This is a genomic window from Pantoea sp. 1B4, assembly GCF_016925765.1.
Taxonomy (GTDB): domain Bacteria; phylum Pseudomonadota; class Gammaproteobacteria; order Enterobacterales; family Enterobacteriaceae; genus Pantoea; species Pantoea agglomerans.
Window position 1 is genome coordinate 982,730 of record NZ_JAEUWZ010000001.1, and the last position, 21,270, is coordinate 1,003,999.

21 protein-coding genes and 4 pseudogenes are annotated in these 21,270 nt (G+C 55.6%); 18 read left to right on the forward strand and 7 right to left on the reverse strand.

What is annotated here, in order from left to right:
• Nucleotides 1-240 precede the first annotated feature (240 nt).
• A complete protein-coding gene (locus JNO11_RS04755) occupies nt 241-1,179 on the reverse strand; it encodes a LysR family transcriptional regulator (RefSeq protein WP_062758191.1) in 939 nt (312 codons plus the stop codon).
• A 142-nt stretch (nt 1,180-1,321) separates the two neighbouring features.
• Here JNO11_RS04755 and JNO11_RS04760 point away from each other — a divergent pair.
• From JNO11_RS04760 to JNO11_RS04775, 4 genes and pseudogenes are all read left to right on the forward strand, one after another.
• A pseudogene (locus tag JNO11_RS04760) lies at nt 1,322-1,644 on the forward strand (superoxide dismutase).
• Nucleotides 1,645-1,862: 218 nt separating this feature from the next.
• Nucleotides 1,863-2,427, forward strand: a pseudogene (locus JNO11_RS04765) (NAD(P)H-dependent oxidoreductase).
• 80 nt (nt 2,428-2,507) lie between these two features.
• Nucleotides 2,508-3,230 (forward strand): antibiotic biosynthesis monooxygenase, encoded by a 723-nt coding sequence (locus JNO11_RS04770; RefSeq protein WP_111533508.1) that lies wholly within the window; start codon nt 2,508-2,510, stop codon nt 3,228-3,230.
• A 25-nt stretch (nt 3,231-3,255) separates the two neighbouring features.
• Nucleotides 3,256-4,074, forward strand: a complete 819-nt coding sequence (locus JNO11_RS04775) for a carboxymuconolactone decarboxylase family protein (protein WP_325177021.1) — start codon at nt 3,256-3,258, stop codon at nt 4,072-4,074.
• A 333-nt stretch (nt 4,075-4,407) separates the two neighbouring features.
• Here JNO11_RS04775 and JNO11_RS04780 read toward each other — a convergent pair whose 3' ends face one another.
• A complete protein-coding gene (locus tag JNO11_RS04780) occupies nt 4,408-4,644 on the reverse strand; it encodes a DUF2171 domain-containing protein (protein WP_003854080.1) in 237 nt (78 codons plus the stop codon).
• Between the two features lie 356 nt (nt 4,645-5,000).
• On the opposite strand from JNO11_RS04780, the gene JNO11_RS04785 reads away from it, so the two are divergent.
• The 7 genes from JNO11_RS04785 to JNO11_RS04815 all read left to right on the forward strand — a co-directional run bounded on the left by JNO11_RS04785 (nt 5,001) and on the right by JNO11_RS04815 (nt 9,389).
• Nucleotides 5,001-5,597 carry a DUF1349 domain-containing protein gene (locus tag JNO11_RS04785; protein ID WP_050498552.1) on the forward strand — a complete coding sequence of 199 codons (597 nt, stop codon included), beginning with the start codon at nt 5,001-5,003 and terminating at the stop codon, nt 5,595-5,597.
• 104 nt (nt 5,598-5,701) lie between these two features.
• Nucleotides 5,702-6,139, forward strand: a complete 438-nt coding sequence (locus JNO11_RS04790; protein WP_325177022.1) for a hypothetical protein — start codon at nt 5,702-5,704, stop codon at nt 6,137-6,139.
• A gap of 28 nt (nt 6,140-6,167) precedes the next feature.
• Complete coding sequence (locus tag JNO11_RS04795) at nt 6,168-6,722, forward strand: DUF481 domain-containing protein (RefSeq protein WP_325177644.1); 555 nt, start codon at nt 6,168-6,170, stop codon at nt 6,720-6,722.
• A gap of 103 nt (nt 6,723-6,825) precedes the next feature.
• Nucleotides 6,826-7,791, forward strand: a complete 966-nt coding sequence (locus JNO11_RS04800; RefSeq protein WP_010259025.1) for a magnesium and cobalt transport protein CorA — start codon at nt 6,826-6,828, stop codon at nt 7,789-7,791.
• 116 nt (nt 7,792-7,907) lie between these two features.
• Complete coding sequence (locus JNO11_RS04805; RefSeq protein WP_325177023.1) at nt 7,908-8,432, forward strand: hypothetical protein; 525 nt, start codon at nt 7,908-7,910, stop codon at nt 8,430-8,432.
• Nucleotides 8,433-8,444: 12 nt separating this feature from the next.
• A complete protein-coding gene (locus tag JNO11_RS04810; RefSeq protein WP_010671255.1) occupies nt 8,445-8,900 on the forward strand; it encodes a YetF domain-containing protein in 456 nt (151 codons plus the stop codon).
• 255 nt (nt 8,901-9,155) lie between these two features.
• Entirely contained in the window at nt 9,156-9,389 is a 234-nt protein-coding gene (locus tag JNO11_RS04815) for a hypothetical protein (RefSeq protein WP_033779612.1), read from the forward strand.
• Between the two features lie 36 nt (nt 9,390-9,425).
• On the opposite strand, the pseudogene JNO11_RS04820 reads toward JNO11_RS04815, so the two are convergent.
• A pseudogene (locus JNO11_RS04820) lies at nt 9,426-10,323 on the reverse strand (lipid kinase).
• Between the two features lie 171 nt (nt 10,324-10,494).
• On the opposite strand from JNO11_RS04820, the gene JNO11_RS04825 reads away from it, so the two are divergent.
• The 3 genes and pseudogenes from JNO11_RS04825 (at nt 10,495) to JNO11_RS04835 (ending at nt 11,662) form a co-directional block, all read left to right on the forward strand.
• The gene (locus tag JNO11_RS04825) at nt 10,495-10,767 is read left to right on the forward strand and encodes an AraC family ligand binding domain-containing protein (RefSeq protein WP_010259018.1); all 273 of its coding nucleotides are present in this window, start codon (nt 10,495-10,497) and stop codon (nt 10,765-10,767) included.
• A 12-nt stretch (nt 10,768-10,779) separates the two neighbouring features.
• Nucleotides 10,780-11,206: pseudogene (locus JNO11_RS04830) on the forward strand (DUF4186 domain-containing protein).
• 138 nt (nt 11,207-11,344) lie between these two features.
• Nucleotides 11,345-11,662: a hypothetical protein gene (locus tag JNO11_RS04835; RefSeq protein WP_010259015.1), complete on the forward strand. Its 318-nt coding sequence runs from the start codon at nt 11,345-11,347 to the stop codon at nt 11,660-11,662.
• Nucleotides 11,663-11,930: 268 nt separating this feature from the next.
• On the opposite strand, the gene JNO11_RS04840 is transcribed toward JNO11_RS04835, so the two are convergent.
• Entirely contained in the window at nt 11,931-13,154 is a 1,224-nt protein-coding gene (locus JNO11_RS04840; RefSeq protein WP_325177024.1) for an AI-2E family transporter, read from the reverse strand.
• A gap of 353 nt (nt 13,155-13,507) precedes the next feature.
• Between JNO11_RS04840 and JNO11_RS04845 the strand changes: the two genes are divergently transcribed.
• Nucleotides 13,508-13,837, forward strand: coding sequence for a hypothetical protein (locus JNO11_RS04845; protein ID WP_010259013.1), 330 nt, complete (start codon nt 13,508-13,510; stop codon nt 13,835-13,837).
• A 13-nt stretch (nt 13,838-13,850) separates the two neighbouring features.
• Here JNO11_RS04845 and JNO11_RS04850 read toward each other — a convergent pair whose 3' ends face one another.
• On the reverse strand, nt 13,851-17,612 hold the full coding sequence (locus JNO11_RS04850; RefSeq protein WP_325177025.1) for an NAD(P)-binding protein: 3,762 nt from the start codon (nt 17,610-17,612) through the stop codon (nt 13,851-13,853).
• A 600-nt stretch (nt 17,613-18,212) separates the two neighbouring features.
• Between JNO11_RS04850 and JNO11_RS04855 the strand changes: the two genes are divergently transcribed.
• The 3 genes from JNO11_RS04855 to JNO11_RS04865 all read left to right on the forward strand — a co-directional run bounded on the left by JNO11_RS04855 (nt 18,213) and on the right by JNO11_RS04865 (nt 19,252).
• A complete protein-coding gene (locus tag JNO11_RS04855) occupies nt 18,213-18,749 on the forward strand; it encodes a YetF domain-containing protein (protein ID WP_325177026.1) in 537 nt (178 codons plus the stop codon).
• A 22-nt stretch (nt 18,750-18,771) separates the two neighbouring features.
• Nucleotides 18,772-18,906, forward strand: coding sequence for a hypothetical protein (locus JNO11_RS04860; protein WP_325177027.1), 135 nt, complete (start codon nt 18,772-18,774; stop codon nt 18,904-18,906).
• 139 nt (nt 18,907-19,045) lie between these two features.
• On the forward strand, nt 19,046-19,252 hold the full coding sequence (locus tag JNO11_RS04865) for a hypothetical protein (RefSeq protein WP_122889111.1): 207 nt from the start codon (nt 19,046-19,048) through the stop codon (nt 19,250-19,252).
• 65 nt (nt 19,253-19,317) lie between these two features.
• Here the strand turns inward: JNO11_RS04865 and JNO11_RS04870 are convergent, their stop codons facing one another.
• Nucleotides 19,318-20,511: a zinc-dependent alcohol dehydrogenase gene (locus JNO11_RS04870; protein WP_045140685.1), complete on the reverse strand. Its 1,194-nt coding sequence runs from the start codon at nt 20,509-20,511 to the stop codon at nt 19,318-19,320.
• A 150-nt stretch (nt 20,512-20,661) separates the two neighbouring features.
• On the reverse strand, nt 20,662-21,252 hold the full coding sequence (locus JNO11_RS04875; protein ID WP_163640627.1) for a hypothetical protein: 591 nt from the start codon (nt 21,250-21,252) through the stop codon (nt 20,662-20,664).
• Between the last annotated feature and the right edge of the window lie 18 nt (nt 21,253-21,270).

The following is a 21,270-nucleotide window of genomic DNA, read 5'->3' on the forward strand; positions in this document are numbered from 1 at the left end:
TCAGTAAGAAGCTGCTATGCACGAGAGGTGGTATGAACGGGAGTCATTATCATTGATGATTTGAAAGCCATGGGTATCGTCAACTCGCTCCATTTTTAGTTAACAGGCTGACCTTCAACATTACTCAATTAAAGTGGGATACAGGCTTATCGCTGCGCAGAAATCAGCACCATCATTGGTCGTTCCGCTTTTTCGGCTAAAGCCTGGTTTGTGTCGATCAGCTCTCTTGTCGGTCCTCATTCATTGACTTGAAGGAGAGTAAAACCCGCCCTCATTAGGGCATTCCGCAGTGTGCTTAAGCAGAAAGTCGATTAACGTTTTTACTCTTTTCGTTTTACCCGCGCTTTTAGGATAATAGAGATAAACCGGCGGATAAGTTTTCCAGTAACGCTCCATCACCGGAATAAATGCCTCTTTATCCGGCTGTAAATTATGAACCGGTTCAAACAGTCGCCCGATACCCAGCCCGTTGCGAATGCCATCAGCCATCACCTCAATATCATTACTCATCAACTGACCCGGCATCTCAACGGTCAGCTGTTCGCCATGATGATCCAGAATCAGCGGCAGAATACGATTATTGGTGATAAACCGGTAACCGATAAGCCGGTGCTGATGCAGGTCAGACGGAGACGCTGGAATGCCGAACGCTGCCAGATAGGCAGAAGAGGCATACAAACCTTCGCGAAACGGCTTCATCAGCGGTCGCGCCACCACGCCACCTTCCAGAATGTCGCCAAACCGGATCCCCAGATCAAAACGTTCATCAATGATGTTCACGGTACCATCGTATACCGAAATTTCCAGCTGAATACCGGGATATTGCTGGCAGAAAGCGGCCATCGCAGGTTTCAGCACCAGCAGATAAGCAAAGCGCGAAAGGGTGATTCTGACCAGTCCCGACGGTTCCTGATTCTGGTCACGGATGCTTTCCAGCGATTTTTCCAGCGAGGCTACCGCTGCTGAGGTTTGTTCCAGCAGCTGCTGTCCGGCATCGGTCAGCTCAATCCGGCGCGTGGTTCGCACAAATAGCGGATGACCGATGTGCGCTTCAAGCAGCTTCAGCGCCTTACTGACAGAGGGGGGAGTAATCTCCAGTTTGCGAGCAGCCGATGAAATATTTCCTTCGCGGGCAATGCTCTGGAAGATGCGTATCTGATTATAGATGGCGTTGTTCACGGGATAATCCTGACACAATCGGGCTGCTTATTATTAGCCGCAGGCTAAATATCTTTGAGTCAATAGTGGCCTAATCTTCACTAAATCGCGAGCATATACTCCTTATCAGTTCCCCCCTGGCCGTGAATCTCAGGAGATTGATATGCGAATTTTGTGTCTGGATAAACCCGCGCCCGAAGCCACGCTGGAAAAGTATCACCCTCATCTGACTGCCGAAGCTTTCCATGCCTGGAGTCTGTATAAATCCGGTGCGCTACGCGATATTTACTACCGACAGGATCGACCCGGCGTCGCGATTTCCTTGAATGCGACTCGGTGGAACAGGCCCAAAGCCTGCTGGCTGACTTTCCGCTGGCAAAAGCCGGTCTGCTGAGTTTTGACTGCATCCCGTTAGGTGCATTCACCAACTGGGAAAGCCTGTTCGCTGCGGAGTATAAGCCTCAGCAAGAGGGCGTGACCCAATGATCAGTCGCAAACCGCTACCGTGTGTTGTCACCAGTCATCCGACAGGTGTCAGGCAGGCGGCGCAGTAAAAACGCCGCGTGAAGCGCTAACGGCAGGAAAGGCGGATGCCGTAGCGAGTGGATTTGATTAAACGGTGCCGGACGGCAAAAAGTACCCAGCGCGTGATGGCATCGCCAACGCCTGGCCATCTGTTAAAAAAAGATGATTAAAAACTGAAAATGAAAAATATATTAATTATTTCCGGTCATCCTGACCTGAGCCATTCGGTCGGTAATGCTACCATTCTTAATGAAGTCGCTTCTGCGCTGCCTGATGCTGAAATCCGTCGTCTGGATGCACTTTATCCGGACAACAACATCAATGTCAGCGCCGAACAGGATGCACTGCTGAAGGCAGATATTATCGTCTGGCAATTTCCCTTCTCATGGTATTCGCTGCCAGGGCTCATGAAGTTATGGCTGGATGACGTATTTGTTCATGGGTTTGCGCACGGATCGACGGCCAGACTCGGCGGTAAAAAAACTGATCCTCTCCTTCACCACTGGCGCACCGCAGGCGTTATACGCGGCAGATGGCGTCTTTGGTCATCAGCTGGAGGATTATCTGATTCAGTTTGAAACCACCGCCCGGCTCTGCAATCTGGAGATGCAGAAACCGGTTTATACCTGCGGGATAAGCTATGCCAGTCGTAATGAAACTATTATCACGCAGCAAATTGCTGCAGCAAAGCAACACGCGTCGCGACTCATTGCTCAGCTCAATACGGAACTCACAACGGCTTAATAGCCAGATGAAACAGAAATCGCGCCGGTTAATACACCGAATGAATCGCAAATCACCTCATCCGATAATTAAGGCAGACCGTGAACAATATTACCGCTCTGACTCTGACTCTGCTGATGGCCGGCCCGGCATCGGCAGCCGCTTTAACAGAACCCACAAATCGTGTCATTAATCTGCATGAAATGGAAATTAAGGCCGGGAAAAACGGACAGTACGATGAAGTTGCCAGAGATAATATTACCCGTTCGCTGGCAGAGCAACCAGGTACGCTGGCGATGTATTCACTGAAACATAAAGAAAATGCTCATCAGGCTTATATGATTGAAATTTATGCGAGTGAAGAGGCATACCAGCAACATCTCAGTTCTGAGCCGTACCGGTCTTTTATTACACGCGCACCTGATCTTATCGGCCAGAAAAAGAGCACCGTGCTGGAGCCGCAGTTTCTGGGTGATAGACCCTTCGTACAGAATAAAGAAACCATTAATAACCTGGTGATTGTTGACGTGAAACCGGCCGATCAGCAGGCATTCCGCGATATTGTGCTGCCTGAAATGGCGGAATCAATGAAGGTGGAACCGGGCGTACTGGCGATGTATGCCGCGACCGATTCGAAAAACAGATATCGCTGGTTCTTCTATGAAATCTACGCGAGTGACGCCGCCTATCAGCAGCACCGCGAAACGCCCCATTTTCGCGACTATATCCGGCTGACAGCTGAGATGACCGACCGCAAAGAGGCGATCCCCGTGGTGCCTGCTCTGCTGAAAAACCGCGGCGCTCTTAATGCTTTTGTTAACTGACCTTTACCAGGGAGCTGATCAGAGGATGAAAAAAGTGATTGCCGCCGCCGCGATCTCCATGATGCTGGCCGACCTGGCCGCTGCTGAACCCAAAAGAGGTGAAACTATGTTGAACGTTAATCCATCCAGCCTTTCGGTTGCCGACATTGAGTCCGTCTCTCCCGCACTGGCTCGTTTCGGACGTGAAGCGATAACCGACGATCTCTGGAAACGCGATGCACTTTCGATCCGTGACCGCAGTATCGTCACGCTTGCCATTCTCATCGCCCGCAACCAGCCTGCTGAGTTACAACATTACGCCGGTGTGGCGCTCGACAGTGGCGTGACGCCTGCTGAAGTCTCCGAAATAATCACTCACCTGGCGTTCTATTCCGGCTGGCCTAATGCGATGTCCGCAATTGCGGTGACCAAAAATGTGTTTCAGGCGCGAGGTATTGGTGCCGATCAACTGGCCGAAGCCTCTCCGGCACTGCTGCCACTGAATCAGACAGCAGAACAGCAGCGTTCTGCAACGGTGGAGAAAAATGTGGGGCCGATCTCGCCCGGGCTGGTCAGATTCACCGCCGATACGCTGTTTCTCAATCTGTGGCAGCGGCCAGCGCTACAGCCTCGAGACAGAAGTCTGGTGACGGTCAGCGCACTGATTGCTTCGGGACAAAGTGCGCAAATTAGCTACCATCTCAACCGGGCGATGGACAACGGATTGACGGCTGAAGAAGCGGGCGAGATTATCACTCAGGCCGCGTTCTATGCTGGCTGGCCAAATGCCTTTTCAGCGGTTCCGGTGGTGGGGGGAAGTGCTGCGGGATCGCGCAGCAAAACAGGAATAACCCGCAGCGGGTGAGGATCTCAGGTTTTACTTCACCCGCCGTTTCTTATGCCCGCCGGATACCGGCAGAGATCCGGCAAAGTGCTGCGCCATTCTGGTGTTTTTTTCACTCCCGCCGCAATGTCATGATGATCCACTCAAAACCTCCGCTCACGACCAACCGGCCACAGAGCATAAAAACAGGGAGCACCGCGTCATGGAAAGTAAAAATCTGACAGATATTGCTGAAGACGTTTCAGACGGTGTGAAATATAAAGCAGTAATAAAGGAAGGATGGGCAGGGAAGGACGCAGGAGTTATTTAACAGAATAAATGAATTAAGCCGTGGCGGGCGCCACGGCTAATGTTTTATGCAGACTGCCACTCACTTTCAACATCCGCTTTGGCTTTAGAAAGGATGACTTTATTATCATCAACCTCTTTCACCCAGCTGAATGGAATAATGTGGTGTTTGCCGCCCGCTTCAGGATCGCTTTTCGCCAGCTTAATTTTGTCGTCGCCTTCGAAGTGGTCGACAATCCCGACATGTTCGCCATTCACATCAACAACCTGCGCGTGATCTAAAATTTCTGATTTATCTACCATGGTGGCTTAATCCTTATATTTAATGAGTTCAGTTGCCCTCAGACAAAACAAGCCTGGTTGTTAAATGCTGTTTTCGCCAGGGGGATTAACAAAATGAAATAGTTCAGTGAACTGGACCTGGTCGCAGTTATTTATTTGCGGCAGGAGAATAAAGGGCATATAAGCGAAACCGCAAACAGAGCCGGAGTATCTGCAGCCACGGGTCTGCTGACCTCACTGCCTGCCACATCGACACCATCAGATTTGCCGCAATCGTCTGCCGCCCGTTCAACAATCAACGCTATGATAATCAGGTCAATCGCCACGCCGCAGATCGGCCAGCACGCGGGCGGTTTAACTTACCCAAAGGAGTGCCTATGACAGCAGTCAGTTCCATTACCACTGAAGGTGGCGTCTGGATTAATCAGCCGCCGGTACACAGCCTGGATGGCGATACGCTGAGGTTCGAAACCGCGCTGAACAGCGATTTCTGGCAGCGTACCTGGTACGGCTTCGAACGGCACAGCGGCCACGCTTTCGGCTTCTGGGTGGAAAATGACTTTACCGTTCAGGTGCAGGTAAGGGCGGATTTCAGTCAGCTCTACGATCAGGCCGGGCTGTTTATTCAGGATAACGAAACGCACTGGGTTAAGGCGGGCATTGAGTTTAACGATGACCAGCCCGCAATTGGCAGCGTGGTGACGCGCGAGTTTTCCGACTGGTCTACCGGTGTGTTTCCCGGCGATGCGCGCCAGTTCTGGCTGCGCGCCACCCTGGAAAACGCGGCCTTAAGAATTCAGTACTCTACCGACGGCGTGAGCTGGCCGCTGTTACGGCTCTGCCCGTGGCCCGGTCAGGCGCGGCGGTTTGTCGGAGTAATGGGCTGCTCGCCTGAACGTGAAGGGCTGGCGATGAGTTTTACGGACTTCGCTATTACTCCACCGCTCGGCAAAGCACTGCACGATCTCTCCTGAGCCAGGCGGCGCATTGCATATCGTCGCAGAATCGGCTTAATTGTCAGGTCAGAATTTGCGGTGACGCGTCGCCCGTGCAAGACGACGCCTTAACAGGGAAAGCTATGCGTTGCGCCACCTCGTTTATCCCGCTGCTGGTCATCAGTTGCTGCGCCGGATGGGCACAGCAGGCCACTGCTGATACCGTCTGGCTGAATAATGGCGATCGGCTGACCGGCACGATTCGTTATCTCAGCGACGGCAAGCTGGGGATAGAGACACACTACGCCGGTACCGTCACGCTGGACTGGAGTGCGGTCAGTACGCTCGCCAGCGAGAATCCGGTGAATGTCGAAAACAAAAAGACCGGCGAACATTATCAGGTGCGGCTCTCCTCATCCGATCCCGGCTATGTCTGGGTGGAACGCAACGAGCAGGAGCAGCAGGTTTCGCTGCGGCGCATTGATGAGTTTATGAAAGCCAAAGTCCGCAGCGATCAGCTTGCCTGGACCGGCAACATTGATGCAGGCGTGAAGGTCAAAAAAAGCCTCGACCAAAACTGACGACTACAGCTTCGCGCTCAACACGAAACTGAATCAGGGAAAATGGCGTCACGATATCGGTGCGACCTACAATCGCGAGCAGGAAAACGAGAACATCAATACCGATAACTACAGCCTGCGCTACGCCTTCGACTATCTGGTCAGGGAGCAGTTCTTCTGGCAGACCCGCGCCACCTACAAGCGCGACTGGGTGGAGAATCTGTCACGTCAGGCGCTAATCGGCACCGGTCCGGGTTATCAGTTGTGGGATACCGAACTGAGCGCGTTCTCACTCTCGGTGCTGGGTGGTGCCTTTGAGTATGGCTACAGCGATGACCGGGAAGAGCGGCACTTTGGCGGCTCGCTGCGCTGGAACTATCAGCGCTATCTGCTGGGCAAATCGGTCACGCTTTACAGCAATGGCGATGTTGGCCATTCGCTGGATGATGACGGCGTATTTATGCTGGATGCTGAAGTCGGGCTGCGCTACAGCCTGACTTCGTGGTCAACGCTGCACGTTGGCTATCACCGTAATCTGGTCAGCGGCATACCCGATACCCTGAACGAAGGCATTTTCTCCACCGGATTAGGGCTGAAGTGGTAAGCCGCTGATCGAACAGCGTCGCAGCAAATCCTTACGGTTTTTATCCGGTTACAGGCGCGGGATTGGCTAAGCTGCATGTATTGTCACAACGGGAAAGCAGAAGATGATCGTAAGCAGCAGGGTGTATCGTCCGGGATGCGCGGGCGAAGAGGTCGAAGTCGATGATATCAGTGAAGTGATCAAAGAGCCTGAGGCGTTTATCTGGCTCGGGTTGTGGCAGCCAGACGCTGAGTTTATGGCGAAGATTAAAGAGGAGTTCGGCCTTCATGAACTGGCGGTTGAGGATGCACTCAATGCCCATCAGCGACCTAAAATTGAACATTATGGCGAATCGCTGTTTATCGTGGTGAAAACGGTGTGCGCTAAGGATGACAGCTGCGAACTGGGCGAAACGCATCTTTTTGTCGGAAAAAACTTCCTGATCAGCATCCGTCACGGTGCCTCTGAAAGCTACACCCCGGTGCGGCAGCGGGCGGCTGAAAACCCGGCGCTGCTGAAGTTTGGTCCCGCTTATCCGCTCTACTGCCTGCTCGATTTTATTGTTGATCGCTATGCCGAGCTCTCTACCTCGCTGAATGAACGGGTCGGACAGATGGAGAACGATCTCTTCACCAGTGAATTTGACCGCAAGTCGGTGCAGTCGGTCTACACCGTGCGGCGTCATCTGCTGAAACTGCGCAATGCGGCGCTGCCCGTGGAGGAGATCTGCAATCAGCTGATCCACCTGCATGAAGATCTGATCCCGCGTCCGCTGCGCGCCTACATCCGTGACGTGCAGGATCACGCCCGCCATGTCGTCACCGACGCGGAAGATATGCGCGAAATGCTGACCAGCGCCATGCAGGTCAATCTGGCGCTGGTGACGGTGCAGCAGAATGAAGTGGTGAAAAAGCTGGCAGGCTGGGGTGCGATCCTGGTGATCCCGACCGTGGTCTTCAGTATGTATGGCATGAACTTCGAGCATATGCCGGAGCTGAAGTCGCTGTATGGCTATCCGCTGGCGGTGGGGCTGACCCTGCTGGCCTGCGGCGGGCTGTGGGCCAAACTGCGTCGCTCCGGCTGGCTGTAAACGGCAGGATGCGGTGCCAGATTGTCCCGGTGAAAAGGTCACGACCCGCCAGATAGTGAACCGATACTGTCTGGCTATGCTTAACGCAGCGTGCAGTTTTTGTTCCTGAGCCAACAGTGTGTGAGGTCACGGTGAAAAAAGAGGATAGCAGCGGTCAGGCAGTACCGATTCAGGAAAACCTCCGCTGGGTACGCCGTGAATGGCTGATTCAGCGTATCGGTGAATACGTCCTGATTGCGCTGGTGATTCTGGGTGCGTGCGGACTCTTTTCCAAAGGCGTGCTGAGTAACGGCAGCGCCCGCTCGCCGGACGGGACCATCCAGGTGGAGTATGAACGGTTTGGCCGGGTTGAGAGCAATATGGATATGCGCATTCGCTACAACGCACCAGTAGCCGATCGCTTTACCGTTACGATTGGCGGTGGCGCCCTGGATAACCTGCAAATCCAGACGCTGCAGCCTCAACCGCTGGAGGCGGTGACGATTGGCAGCGATCTGCGGCTGACCTTTTCGGCCCGCAACACCGGACCGGATCACGCGATCTGGCTTGGCCTGCAGCCGCGCAATGCGGGCCGCATTCACGTCACTATTCACGGTGACGGCCATGCTCCGGCCCGTTTTACCCAATGGATTTATCCCTGACAGAGGCGCTTTATGGAAACGGTATTACGTGCCGCAGCGATCTACCTGGTGCTGATGGTCGTGTTCAAAATTGCCGGCAGACGCACTCTGTTGCAGATGACCTCTTTCGATCTGATTCTGCTGTTGATCATCAGTGAAGCAACTCAGCAGGCGCTGCTGGGCGACGATTTTTCTGTTACCGGCGCGGCGCTGACTATTATCACGCTGGTAGCGATTGATATTGTGCTGGGCAAATTGAAAAGTCGCTTTCCGGTGGTGGAGCAGGTGATCGATGGTGGCCCGGTGATCCTGGTCGAGAATGGTAATCTGCTGACTGACCGCATGAAGATGACCGGCATCAGTCCTGATGATGTGCTGGAAGCGGCGCGCTCCGGGCAGGGTCTGGAGCGATTTGATCAGATTAAATATGCGGTGCTGGAGGTTAACGGGCATATCTCGATTATTCCCCGAGCCGATAAAGAGTCCTGAGGGGCGTTCGCCCTGGCCTGACAGGAGAGCGCCCGTGCCGGAGCCGCGCAGGTTACACACACCTGAAATATCCTCATCCCCTTGCTGCAGCAGGCCCTGAATGCATTACAGATCCTCATTGCGTCACGCTGCGCTTGTTATGCCGCTTCCCTTGTAATCCTGTCGATTTCGTTCAGACTGAGTATTCCACTCATGCTTTATCATCAGAGCTGGCCTGACTATCAATCAGCGTTATGCTTTTACAGTCAGGATTAAATGAATGAATTTACGCGATTTACCTTCTACCCGGTTACCGGCTGGCATATTGGTCCCCTGAATACCCATCAGGCACTGGTAGTGAAATTCGGTTATATCGATCCCGATGCCCCGCGTGAAAAGGGCCCGCAGGAGACCCTGTTTCTGGGTCTGACCCTCGAAATGGCGAAAAAGCTGGTCGCCAATCTTTCCGAACACATCGACTACGCTGAAAAAAAGAGCACCCAGCACTAGTTTCTCACCGCGATCGGTACCGCGCCCACCGTCGGGCTATTTTGCTGCGCTGTCGCCCGGTGCATAAACCCGCAGTGCACTGGCGATCAGGCGAAAATGCGCGGGTGTCTGACCGATAATCTCACCATCTGCATTGATGTAATGGGGACGGCGCGTCTCAATCGTCAGCTCCGTGGCGCTGAATGCCCGCACGTTACGCCAGCGACCGTGAGTGCCGCGCCGCAGAAAGGGCAGCAGCGCAATGAGCTGCCAGCTATGCTGCAGCTCCAGACTATAGACATCCAGTAACCCATCGTCCGGTGCGGCACGCTGTTCCACTGTCATGCCGCCCCCCATAAAAGCGTCCATTGCCCACCGACACCTGAACCGTTTTGATCGGCGTCCGATGGCCCTGATGCACCAGCGTAGCGCTGAAGGGACGGCTCTGCCGCAGCACCCGCAAAGCCGCCAGGGCATAACCGCCCACTCCCCAGCGTTTTTTCGATTCCGCCGTGAGGTTGCGCGCCAGTTCCACTGAAAAGCCGATGCTGGAGACGTTCAGAAACAGGTGCTGATTCACTTCACCCAGGTCCACTGCGCGCAGCTGCCCGTCAGCGATAATCTTTATCGCGGACTCCAGGCTGGCAGGAATGCCCAGCGTGCGGGCAAAATCGTTGGCGGTGCCCAGCGGTAAAATGCCCAGCGGCAGGCCGGTCTGCATCAGTCCTGGCGCGGCCGCATTAAGCGTGCCGTCGCCACCGCCGACGATCACCGCATCAACGCGATGGGCATACGCCGCGATTAATTCGCTGTAGCTGCGGGTATCATCTCCGGCCGGTTGCAGCAGGGTGAACCCGGCCTGAGCCAGCAGCGACTGTGCGCGGCTGGCCTCGGCGCGTCCTTTGCGCGAGCGCTGATTAATCAGCAGCAGGGCAGTTTTCTCCTGTTGAGACATACTTTTGCGTTATCCCGATGTCAAAATGGCTGTAACGAGACGGCAAGTACAGCACTGGCCTGACCGGTGAACAACCCTGCTTGCGCTACTTTACGTAACCTGTTGAGTGCCATAAGCGGCGATAAAGATCGTCTACACTGCTAAGGGTCAGATCCACACTGAGGAGTTGCGATGACAGAACACGAATTCAGAAAATTGTTAGCCGAACAGGGTTTTGACGAGCCTCTGTTGATTGAGCGTGCAGCCGCCGCCCAGCTTGATAATCATGTACATCCCTTTGAAGCACTGGCACTGATTCTGAGTGGTGACATCACCATCAGTACCGAACAAGGCGATACCACCTATCATCCCGGTGAGACATTTCATCTGCAGCCCAATGAACTCCATCGTGAGGCGTTCGGGTCGCAGGGCGTACGCTATCTGGCGGGACGTAAATATGAGTGACTGGCAATCAGCATGAAGGTTTCTGACGATCTTTTTTACCCGGCTGTCACGCTCGCCGTTCCGCCAGCGCTTTCGTCTGGGACGCGCGGAATATGATTATGCGAGCAGCAAAGGCGAGCCGGTATTGCGCCAGCACGCCGCTGAGTTTGTGGCACAGCGGCTGGCGCCTGCGCAGCCTGAAAATGATGGCAAGCAGACGCCGATGCGCGGCCACCCGGTGTTTATCGCTCAGCACGCCACCGCAACCTGCTGTCGTGGCTGTCTGAGTAAGTGGCACAATATCGGACAGCACCAGCCGCTGAGCGCGGAGCAGCAGACCTATATAGTGACGGTGTTACTGCAGTGGATCACTCATCAGATGCAGCAGCCTGCACCGCCTGCTCGCGTTAGCCGAAGCCAGCCGAAACCGGACGACGATCCGCAACTCGCACTTTGGTAATGGACGAAAAAGCTACAACCGGCGGCTTTTTCTGGTGAAAACTGGCCCTTTTTCATTCCTGGTTTATTCTTAAATCTTTCCTGGGAACACTATGCCAGGATTAAAACCTACACGGCAACGATTCATACAGAGGGAATTATGAAGAAATCAATTATTGCACTGTCTGCTATTTTGCTGGCCTCGCCGGTATTTGCTGCTACCACCACAGACAACACCGTTGCGGAAGCGCATAAAGGCGCCGATACCGCGAAGGAAAAACTGCATCAGACCCAGAACGAAGGCAAAGAGCTGAAGCTGAAGTCTGAGCACGCCGCTGAAGGCAAAAGCGATACCACCGGCAGTAAAATCACCGAAGGTACGCAGAAAGGCTGGCACAAAACCAAAGAAGGCACTGAGAAAGGCTGGGATAAAACCAAGCAGGGTGCTGAAGATCTGAAAAACAAAGCGACTAACTAATTCGCGGCTGTTCTCAGGTTAAAAAAAAGAACCCACCGAAAGGTGGGTTTTTTTTATGGGTGATAAAGCCGACGCGTAATGCCCCTGGCAGCAACGCATAAGCTCAACGCGCAGGGAACACGGTCAGAAGAGGAAAGCGTCCCGCGCCAGGGATGGCGCGGGCCGAGCATGCCATGGATGGCGGGTTTTGCGCCTTTCCGATCTGACCGTGTTTCCTGAGCAGGCCTCGCTCTCACTGCGATACTAACCTGGGTTTGCCTGACGCGGATTAGGCTTTCTTTTCCGCTGTTTCTTTCTCCGAGGCGGCTAACGCCGCGACTTTCCTTTCCGTCTCTGCAGCCGCATCGGCGGAGGCCGCCGCCGCTTCAGCCGCAGCCTCTGCCGCGGTATCGGACTGTTTCTTACCTTCTTCGATAAACTCTTCGTCGATGGCTTCGATGTTTTCGCGGTTATCGCGTCCGGAGAGCAGGTTCCAGCAGGCGATAAACAGAGCGGCAATCACCGGACCGATAACAAAACCGTTGATGCCGTAGATTTCCATGCCGCCCAGCGTGGCGATCAGAATCAGATAGTCAGGCATTTTGGTGTCTTTGCCGACCAGCAGCGGACGCAGGATGTTATCCACCAGTCCGACGATCACTACGAAGAAGCCCACCAGGAACAGCCCTTTCCACAGTGCACCGGTGGCGAAGAAGAAGATCGCCGCAGGCACCCAGATAATGGCGGAACCGACTGCCGGAATAAGGGAGAGGAAGGCCATCAGCGCGCCCCACAGCAGGCTGCCGTCTATACCGGTAAACCAGAATGCCAGCCCACCGAGAATACCCTGAACAATACCGACCACCACCGTGCCTTTCACCGTCGCGCGCGCCACGGCCGCAAACTTCACCATCAGGTGATGCTTCACGTAGGTTGAGAGCGGCAGCGCTTCCAGGATCAGATGCACCAGATAGGAGCCATCTTTCAGCAGGAAGAACAGCAGATAAAGCATCACGCCAAAGTCGACGGTGAAGTTGAACGTCCCTTTACCGATGATAAAGGCGCTGCCTGCCACATACTGACCGCCCTTAAGGGCAAACGAGGAGAGCTTCTGCTGAATCTGTTCGGCGTTATCCAGGTTGTTTTCAGCCAGATAATGTTTTGCCCAGCGCGGCAGATGCTGCAACAGATCGGCGAAGACCGCCGGGAACTGCGCCGAATTGGTCTGCAGTTTGTGATAGACCGCGTTGGTTTCGACCACCAGCGATGAGGCGATAATAGCCAGCGGCGTGAACACAATCAGGCAGATACAGAGCAGGGTAATCAACGCGGCCAGGCCATTGCGTTCGCCCATTCGGACCCGCAGATACGTTTTCAGCGGATGGAAAATCACCGCCAGAATCGCCGCCCATAAAATCGGCGAGAAATAGGGCGAAAGCACCTCGAAAAAACCGAGGGTGGCGATAGCCAGAATCAAAATGAAAAACCCGATGTTCAATCCTTTAAAACGCATGGAAAAACCTCATCTCGAACAACTCTGATAAACCCGACGCGCGAATTTTCTGTGTCTGGCTTTGCTTATGCGGCTGCCTCGATCACTGATTATCGGTCAGGGTTTGCTTTTTAAACGCTGCTGATGACAGCATCATGCTGGCTAACTCTTTGAAAGGTCTGGCAGAAGTGATGAACGGGCAATGTGCGTTCGCTGCGTGACTTCCTATAGGTAACACGCTGCAACTGACAGCAGCGCGCTGAATCCTACATTAGCGTAGCGGTTTCGACCATTATTGGTAGGTCAGAGACTCATGATCCCGGGGGGATGCTGCCGATAACAGTATTAACTGGATAAAAAACAGGCAATGAAAAATGAGTAAACAGAGCGTTTTAATCGTGCTGCTGACGCTGGTATTAAGCGGCTGCGCCACCAAGCAGTATCCGCAGGCATCCGCGGTCACCCCGGAAGAGACGGCGATGCTGAATTGCAGCGCGCTGGATCAGGAGCTGGTGAAAGCGCACAGCGTGCAGAGTGATATTGAGCAGACCGGCCAGTTCGATGCACTGACCGTGCTGGGCTTTGTCGGGGATTTCGGGCTGGGCAATGGCATTGCGAAATACAATGCCAGCCAGAAGGCGGAGCGGCGACTGACGCAGTTGCAGTCGCTGAAAGCCGCGAAGTGCAGCCAGCGGCTTTCGTAGCGACTGCGCCGGGTCAGCCGAGCGTCCGTTCGCTGACATGCTGCAGCCGGACATTTTCGGCGGCGCGTTTACCGGCAAGGAAGGCGTGATCCGAGTTGTAATATTCCCACTCGCTGTAGCGGCCTGACAGATGAATGTCCTGGGTCAGCAGCCACTGGCGGATCAGCGCCACGTTAGCGCTGCGCGCATGGTCATAGACCACGTAGGCGTAGGGCATATCGACCTCTGAGGCACAGAGCAGCGGATCGTCCGCGGTGATCATGCCAACTCTGATGCAATCCTGACGGCAGCGCTCAATCAGCGCATCCCCCGCTAGCGGCAGCGGATTGGCCGCGTTATAGGTAATTTCGCAGGTTAAGCCGAAACCGCCCGGCGGGTTGCAGTGCGGACTCGCATTGCCCTGCACAAAGATGCGGTGAAACAGCGTATCACCAGGATAGTAAATCCAGTGCTTTTCGGTCAGGTCAGCGCGGCCAATCCCCAGATTAACGCAGCGCACCGAGACAAACTGCAACTGCTGCGCCGCCCGTTGCACACTATCCGGCACTTCATCGCCCATCAGTTTAATCAGCTCCGGCAGCGGCATGGTGCTGATCAATTGTTCATAACGGTAGTGGCGGCCATCCGCCAGCAGCGCGACGTGCGCCTGCGGGTAGAGGCGGGTCAGGGTGGCGTCCGTTTCCAGCGTACATTTCAGGTGCGGCAAAAAGCCGGACATCAGCGCCTGGAAGCCACCGCGCAGCGGATAGCCGAAACGGGCGTTGGGGCCAACCGGTTTCGCCAGCGGTTGCAGTGCGCCATCAATGATCTGCGCCAGATCGGGCAGCGGTACGCGTCCGCCCAGCCATGAAGTTTCCATGTCGGTCAGCGGCACCTTCCACAGTTTCTGGTTGTAGGGCAGGGCAAAGTGACGCGCGATGCCTTTGCCCCAGGTGCGCATAATGAAGTGCTGGAAATCCTCTTCGCCTTCCACCACGCCTGTGCTGCTGCCCTCATCGGGGATCGCGCCATCTGCGCAGCAGTCCCGCCGTGCCCGCGCCCGATCCAGTGGCACCGCGGCGGCGGCCGTTTCGCCATAACGCGCCTCGATAGCGCCCAGCACGCACTCTTTTACCACCTCGACCGGCAAGCCGTGCAGCGCGGACTGGAAGGGATAGCGGGTATAAACGCCATCGCTGTAGACCCAGGCTTCACGCGCCTGCCAGTGCAGGTTGTCGCCCAGCAACATCTCATACAGCTGCAAGACGTACGGGTCCTGCGAGAACATAATGTGACCGGCATAGTCGAAGGTAAAACCCTGATCGTCAATCGAGCGGCACCAGCCGCCAGGCGTGGCATTTTTCTCCAGCAACACTGCGCCTTCGCCATAGTGATAACCGGCGCTCAGCCCGGTTGGCCCGGCTCCGATAATCAGGCAGGGCACGGCTTCACTCTCCAGCATCAATGGGGTTAACGGCGTGATATTCGCCTGCGCGCTGCCCTGGCTGGCCGACCTTAGTGCGGGCTGACGCTGCGTCAGCGCCTGCTGGATCAGTCCATGAATCTGTTCAGCGGTGCGATCCCATGAGGTGGCATCGACCTTTGCCTGCATCCGTCCCGCCAGCGCCAGCCGTTCTGCGGCACCAATCGCCATTGCCTGTTCACAGGCGGCAATAAATTCCGCGTGGCTCTCTGCCACCGCGACTTCCTCTGCGTAATGCCGCGCTACGTCAATAATCGCGGTACTGACAATCGGCAGCTGCGCCGCCATATACTCCAGCACCTTAGTCGGTGAGATGTAGCGCGTCGAGGCATTGATGGCAAACGGCATCAGACAGACATCCCAGCCTGCCAGAAACTGCGGCAGCGCCTGATAGGGCTGCTGTCCGAGCCAGTGAATATTGTCGCGCTGCGGCAGGCTGGCGGGATCAATTTTTACCACCGGCCCCACCATAATAATCTGCCACTCGGGGTGGCTGTCCGCCAGCGCCGCAATCAGCGGCAGGTCTATGCGCTCATCCAGCACGCCGTAATAGCCAAGACGCTGTGCCGGAATCGCATCCTGCATCGGATGACGATTGCTGCGATCGCGCGCCTGCTCAAAATGAATAGCATCAACGCTGCTGGGAAAGCAGTAAACCTGAGGATGTTTGTCACGCTTCGCTTCATAGAGGCTGGTGCCGCCGGTAAAGACCAGATCGGCACGGGTCATCAGCGCGGATTCGCGCTGCTGCAGCTGGCGCGGTGCATTCTGAAAAGCGGAAAGCTCATCCATGCAGTCGTAAATCACCAGTGACGGATCAAAAGGGGTCAGCAACGGCAGCGCCATCGGCGTATAGAACCAGATCAGCGGCTGTTCATCTTCCTCCAGCAGCGGCGTCAGCAGCAGCAGCAGCGGGGCGATCTGGCTGTCGTGGAAACCAGGCGCGTCGCTGTCGGTATGCGGCTGGATCACCGTGATGTTAGCGGCAGGCGAGCTCTGATGCAGGCCCTGTGGCCCCGCCTGCCAGACCGGCTCTTCGACAAACAGCACGCGATAGTGCTGTGCCAGTCGTGTCAGTAGCTGCTGCGGACGCTGAAAAACAAATCCCCAGCGTAAATGGCTGAAAACAATGAGAACAGGTGGTTTCATAGGGTGCTCCTGACAGGGGTGTTTTGAGGAGTGGATGTGCTGCAAAAAGCGCTGCGCCTGACGTAATGCGTCGGCATAAGGCTGCTGTAGCTGGCGGGCATAGGGATCGGCCCCCAGCAGATCGAGATCCCACAAACCGCTGCGGGTCCAGAAAGTCGTCTCCTCCCATAAGGGACGATCGAGGATCGGATAGAGGCAGATGCCGTGCAGCTCAACGCCTGCCAGTTGCGCCTGCGCAACCTGCGCGGCGATCTCAAGGATCCAGCTTCCGCGTCCGCTGCCGACGTGGCTGGTTTCCGCCAGCAGCTGTGGCCGCTGATAACGCTGCCAGACCTGCTGCAGCATCCGATGCAGCGGCAGGCGTCGGCTGTCGCCCAGATGCCAGTAAAGCCGCCGGTTTGATCCCTGCTCCCACTGATTGTCGTGGTAGTAATTCACGCCAATCAGATCGAGATAGCGTGGGGCGCCGCCCAGTTCCGGGTTGCGCCTGCCGCTCAGCATGTCCCATGCCTGATACTGGGTGTCACACATCTCACGTGCCAGTACGTCGCTGGCCGGATCGGCGGGATCGGGCACGATATGGATCAGTGGATCACAGTGCAGCAGACGGGCTCGCGGATCGGCCAGCCAGATGGCATCACAGGCTGCCAGCGTAGCGCGCACCAGCTGCTGCTTGGCGGCATCCGCCCGATCCGCTTCAGGGATCGCCTCACAGGTGAACAGCCCTACCGAGATACCCCAGCTGACAAAGGAGATCTCATTCATCGGAGAGTAGACCGGCGCCTGCTGATACCAGGGGGCCAGGAAGCGGGCCAGTGCGCCACAGAAGGCGGCGAAACGGCTGACAAAGTCGTGGTCAAACAGGCTGACGCCAGCGGGCCAGCCGTAGTGGCAGATTGTCCAGCTCAGCTGAATGCCCTGCTGCTCTGCGGCCTGCATCCGGGCCGCGACCGTCGAGAAGTCATAGCGGCCATCGTGCTCACATAACCGCCAGCCGACGCTTTCGCGCACTGTGCGAATGGAAAAGGGGGCCAGCGCGGCATAATCTTCTGCTGCACGCGCCTGATGCTGGTTAAGATCGTTCATCGACAGCGCAAGGCCGGCAGGATTGATATGATCGGCACCTTCGTAGCCGGCCTGCCAGAAACTGGAAAAGGGCGTCATGGCATCTCCCGAAAAAAAGCAACACGCTTCCCGCTGACGAGCCGTCGTGAAACGGGTCAGGGCGTCAGGGTATGCATTGCAGACTGATCGATCTGACCACTCTGAACGGACGGGCGATCCATGCCATAAGCCACAGACACTGAGTTGCAGGCATCAGGGCCTGTCGCGGTGTGGACGAGTGAGATAGCAGGTATAGGCCAGTGACGCTATCGGCAGAAAAAGGCTGGCTTCTCTGGATGTTGAAAGGATTTACGGAAGCCTTACTGGAAAGTATAGGCAGTAAGGTTTGGTTCGCAATTTATTGAAGTAAAAGAAAAAAGCGCAGCGGTAAAAATTATCCAGCCAGAAACAGGAGGTTTTAGCATGCGGTTTTGCGAACGGCCCGATAAGCGTAGCGTGAATAGTGTCAGCGCCATTTTCAGCTTTGTTAACCTTTTCCTCAACATGCAGAGAGGTCAGACTCGCCCACTTTCGCGTTACAGCTTCGCTTGCCTTTTGGCGGGCTGGCGACAAGATTTACTTATCACTGGCCTGAATCTGCGGGTCATCAACGGGTGATGCGACGATGCGCGCCCCCTAAAACAGGATGTTTTACAGACTATGTTCTCATTCGACTGGCATCGTTTCTTACTTAACGATCAACCGGCCACCTTTTTGTTTGAGGTGGTGGTACGGGTCATGATCGCTTATCTGGTGGTGTTCACCTTTCTGAAAGTCTCAGGACGACGCGGCGTGCGCCAGCTGTCGCTGTTCGAGCTGGTGGTGATCCTGACGCTGGGTTCCGCGTCCGGTGATGTGACATTTTACGATGATGTGCCGGTGCTGCCGGTCATTATGGTGTTTGTAGTCCTGCTGGCGCTCTACCGCTTCACGACCTGGCTGACGGCGCACAGCCCGCGCTTTTCACGGCTTATTCAGGGCGACGTGATTACCCTGATTAAAGAGGGATTGTATGTGCTGGAGAGTCTGGATCGTCTGAATATTTCCGAAGATGAGTTTTATATGGAGTTACGGCAGAGTGGTGTGGAGCATCTGGGGCAGATCCGGCTGGCGCTGGTGGAGGTCGATGGTCAGCTCAGCCTCTATTTCTACGATGACGATGAGATGCGCGCCGGGTTAAGCGTACTGCCCCCCTGAGCACCGGCAGGATTACAGCACTGTGCCGGTCAGCGCGCTCTATGCCTGCACCCATTGCGGCCAGACGCAGATCATTGAGGCTGAGCAGCAGGCTGTCTGCCCGCGCTGTCAGCGACAGCGCTGGTCCGCGGCACTGACCGTGCGTCGGTTGCATTAACGAGATCAGCAAATCGGGCTAAACAGCAGTTAAACCGGTTGTGCCTTGTCTCCGCTTACCACATAACTTTGCCTGTTACTGACAGAAAATGAAAACCCTTCGGGCAGCATAGCGGCACCGTTACCAAAGAGGTGTGCGTATGAAAGTGAGGCTGGCCAGTGCATTACTGTTTTTGCTGTTATCGTTTGGCGCGTTTTCACAACAGGTGATCAGCGAAAGTCATCCCCATTCACGCAGTGCGCGATGGCTGGAGCAGAGCAGTCAGGTTGATACGGCGGATTCGCCGGATGAACATCTGCTGGAGAGGCGGGAGTGGCGAAGCAGCCTGCAACGCAAGCCGTTCTGAGATGAGATCCCCGGCGGAGAACAGCCGGGGAGCCAGGGGTTAAGCGTTTCAGACCCGATGTGAAATTATATTGTGGCCTGTGTCGCTGCCATGCCAGGCACCAGAATCACCTTGCGGCACTCCTCTTCGCGTTTGGCGAAAATATCGTAGCCACGCGCAGCATCTTCCAGCGGCAGATGGTGGGTCACAATCTCTTCCGGCGTCAGATGACCCTGTTCGATCAGCTTCAGCAGGTCGGGCAGATAAGCGTGTACGTGGGTCTGTCCCATCTTAAAGGTCAGCCCTTTGTCAAAGGCGTCACCAAACAGGAAGCCGTGAATGAATCCGGCGTAAACGCCCGGCACGCTGACGATACCGCCACGCCTTACTGCGGCAATACACTGACGTAACGCTTTACCGCTGCTGCCTTCCAGTTTGAGATTGGTGAGCACGGTTTCGGTCATGCTGCCTTTTGCCTCGAATCCTACTGCATCAATTACCGCATCCACACCGCGATTGCCGGTGCTGTGTTCGATAATCCAGCCGGCCGGGTCATCGATCTCATCGAAGTTAATCGGGATAACACCGTAGCGCTCGCGGGCAAAGTTTAAGCGGTAATTGTTGTGGTCGATCATGTAGATCTGTTCGGCACCCTGCTGTCGGGCGCAGGCGGCACTGAGCAGGCCAACCGGTCCGGCACCGAAAATCGCCAGGCTGGAGCCAGGTTTCACCTCGGCGTTTTTCACCGCCTGCCACGCGGTGGGCAGAATGTCTGACAGGAACAGCACTTTCTCATCCGACAGTACCGACGGCACTTTAAACGGGCCGGTATTGGCTTTCGGCACCCGGACATATTCCGCCTGTCCACCAGGCACACCGCCATAGAGTTTGCTGAAACCAAACAGGGCTGCGGGCGGCGTGATGTTTTTCCGGTTCAGGATGGCACCCCGTCCGCTGTTGGTATTTTCACAGGCAGCATACTGGCTCATCAGGCAGAAAAAACAGTCGCCACAGGCGATAACAAACGGGATCACCACCCGATCGCCTTTGGCCACGGCGGTCACTGCGCTGCCTGTCTCAACCACTTCGCCCATAAACTCATGACCAAAGATATCTCCGTGCCCGGTACCGGGGATTTTGCCGCGGTAAAGGTGCAGGTCTGAACCGCAAATAGCGGTGGCGGTCACACGCAGAATAATGTCATCTGCGGCTTCCAGACCGGGATCGGGAACGTTATCGACGCTGACTTTATGGGGGCCGTGATAAGTTAATGCTTTCATCTGTTCATCTCCTGATGATTAGGGGACGGCGGCCAGACCAGAAGGCGTGGCCACGCACGGGAAAGACTCAGGAAACCTGAAATCGAAACCTGCCTGAAGTGTAGTAATCCTTTAAGGAGTAAGCAGAGCGGTGCAGCAGACTGGTCAGTTTCAGCCGGGCTGACAGGGCGGCTGAACCTGCGTTGTGGCGACCGTTACGGCTCGGGTTTCGGGTTGCCAGAGAGCGAGGTCGGCAAACGCACGACGATAAACCGTGTCGATTTGTGCCGGAACCTGTTCGATGTAGTGCCAGGCATGCTCACGCGTTTCACCGGTGAGTTGCTGCAGATAGTGCCGCGCGTCGTCCAGCGTCGGGATCTGGCCTTCGACACCCGCCATGCGGGCAGGCAGACCGGTCCAGATCAGACCTTCTATGCCTTTGGTCTTAGCCCACTCTGCCAGTGGTCCCGCTGAGGTCGCTGTCACCGTCATCATCCCGATGCCATCGATACGGCTGTCCGGAATGGCTTCACGGAGGCGCAATGCGCGGCAGGCGCTCTCAAGTGAGGCGGTATTCAGCCAGGCCCAGTACACCGGCACCGGGCTGGCGTTAAGGCAGATCGCGGTCGACAGCTCGCCGCCGTCAGCGATGCGCACAAACTCAATCGGTAGCTCAGGACCATCATGATGCCACTGACTGGCCACCGGCAGTGCGCCAGCTTTCCAGATTAACGATCCCCATCCGAGGCAGGCAATTTTCATTCTCTTCTCCAGTGCACC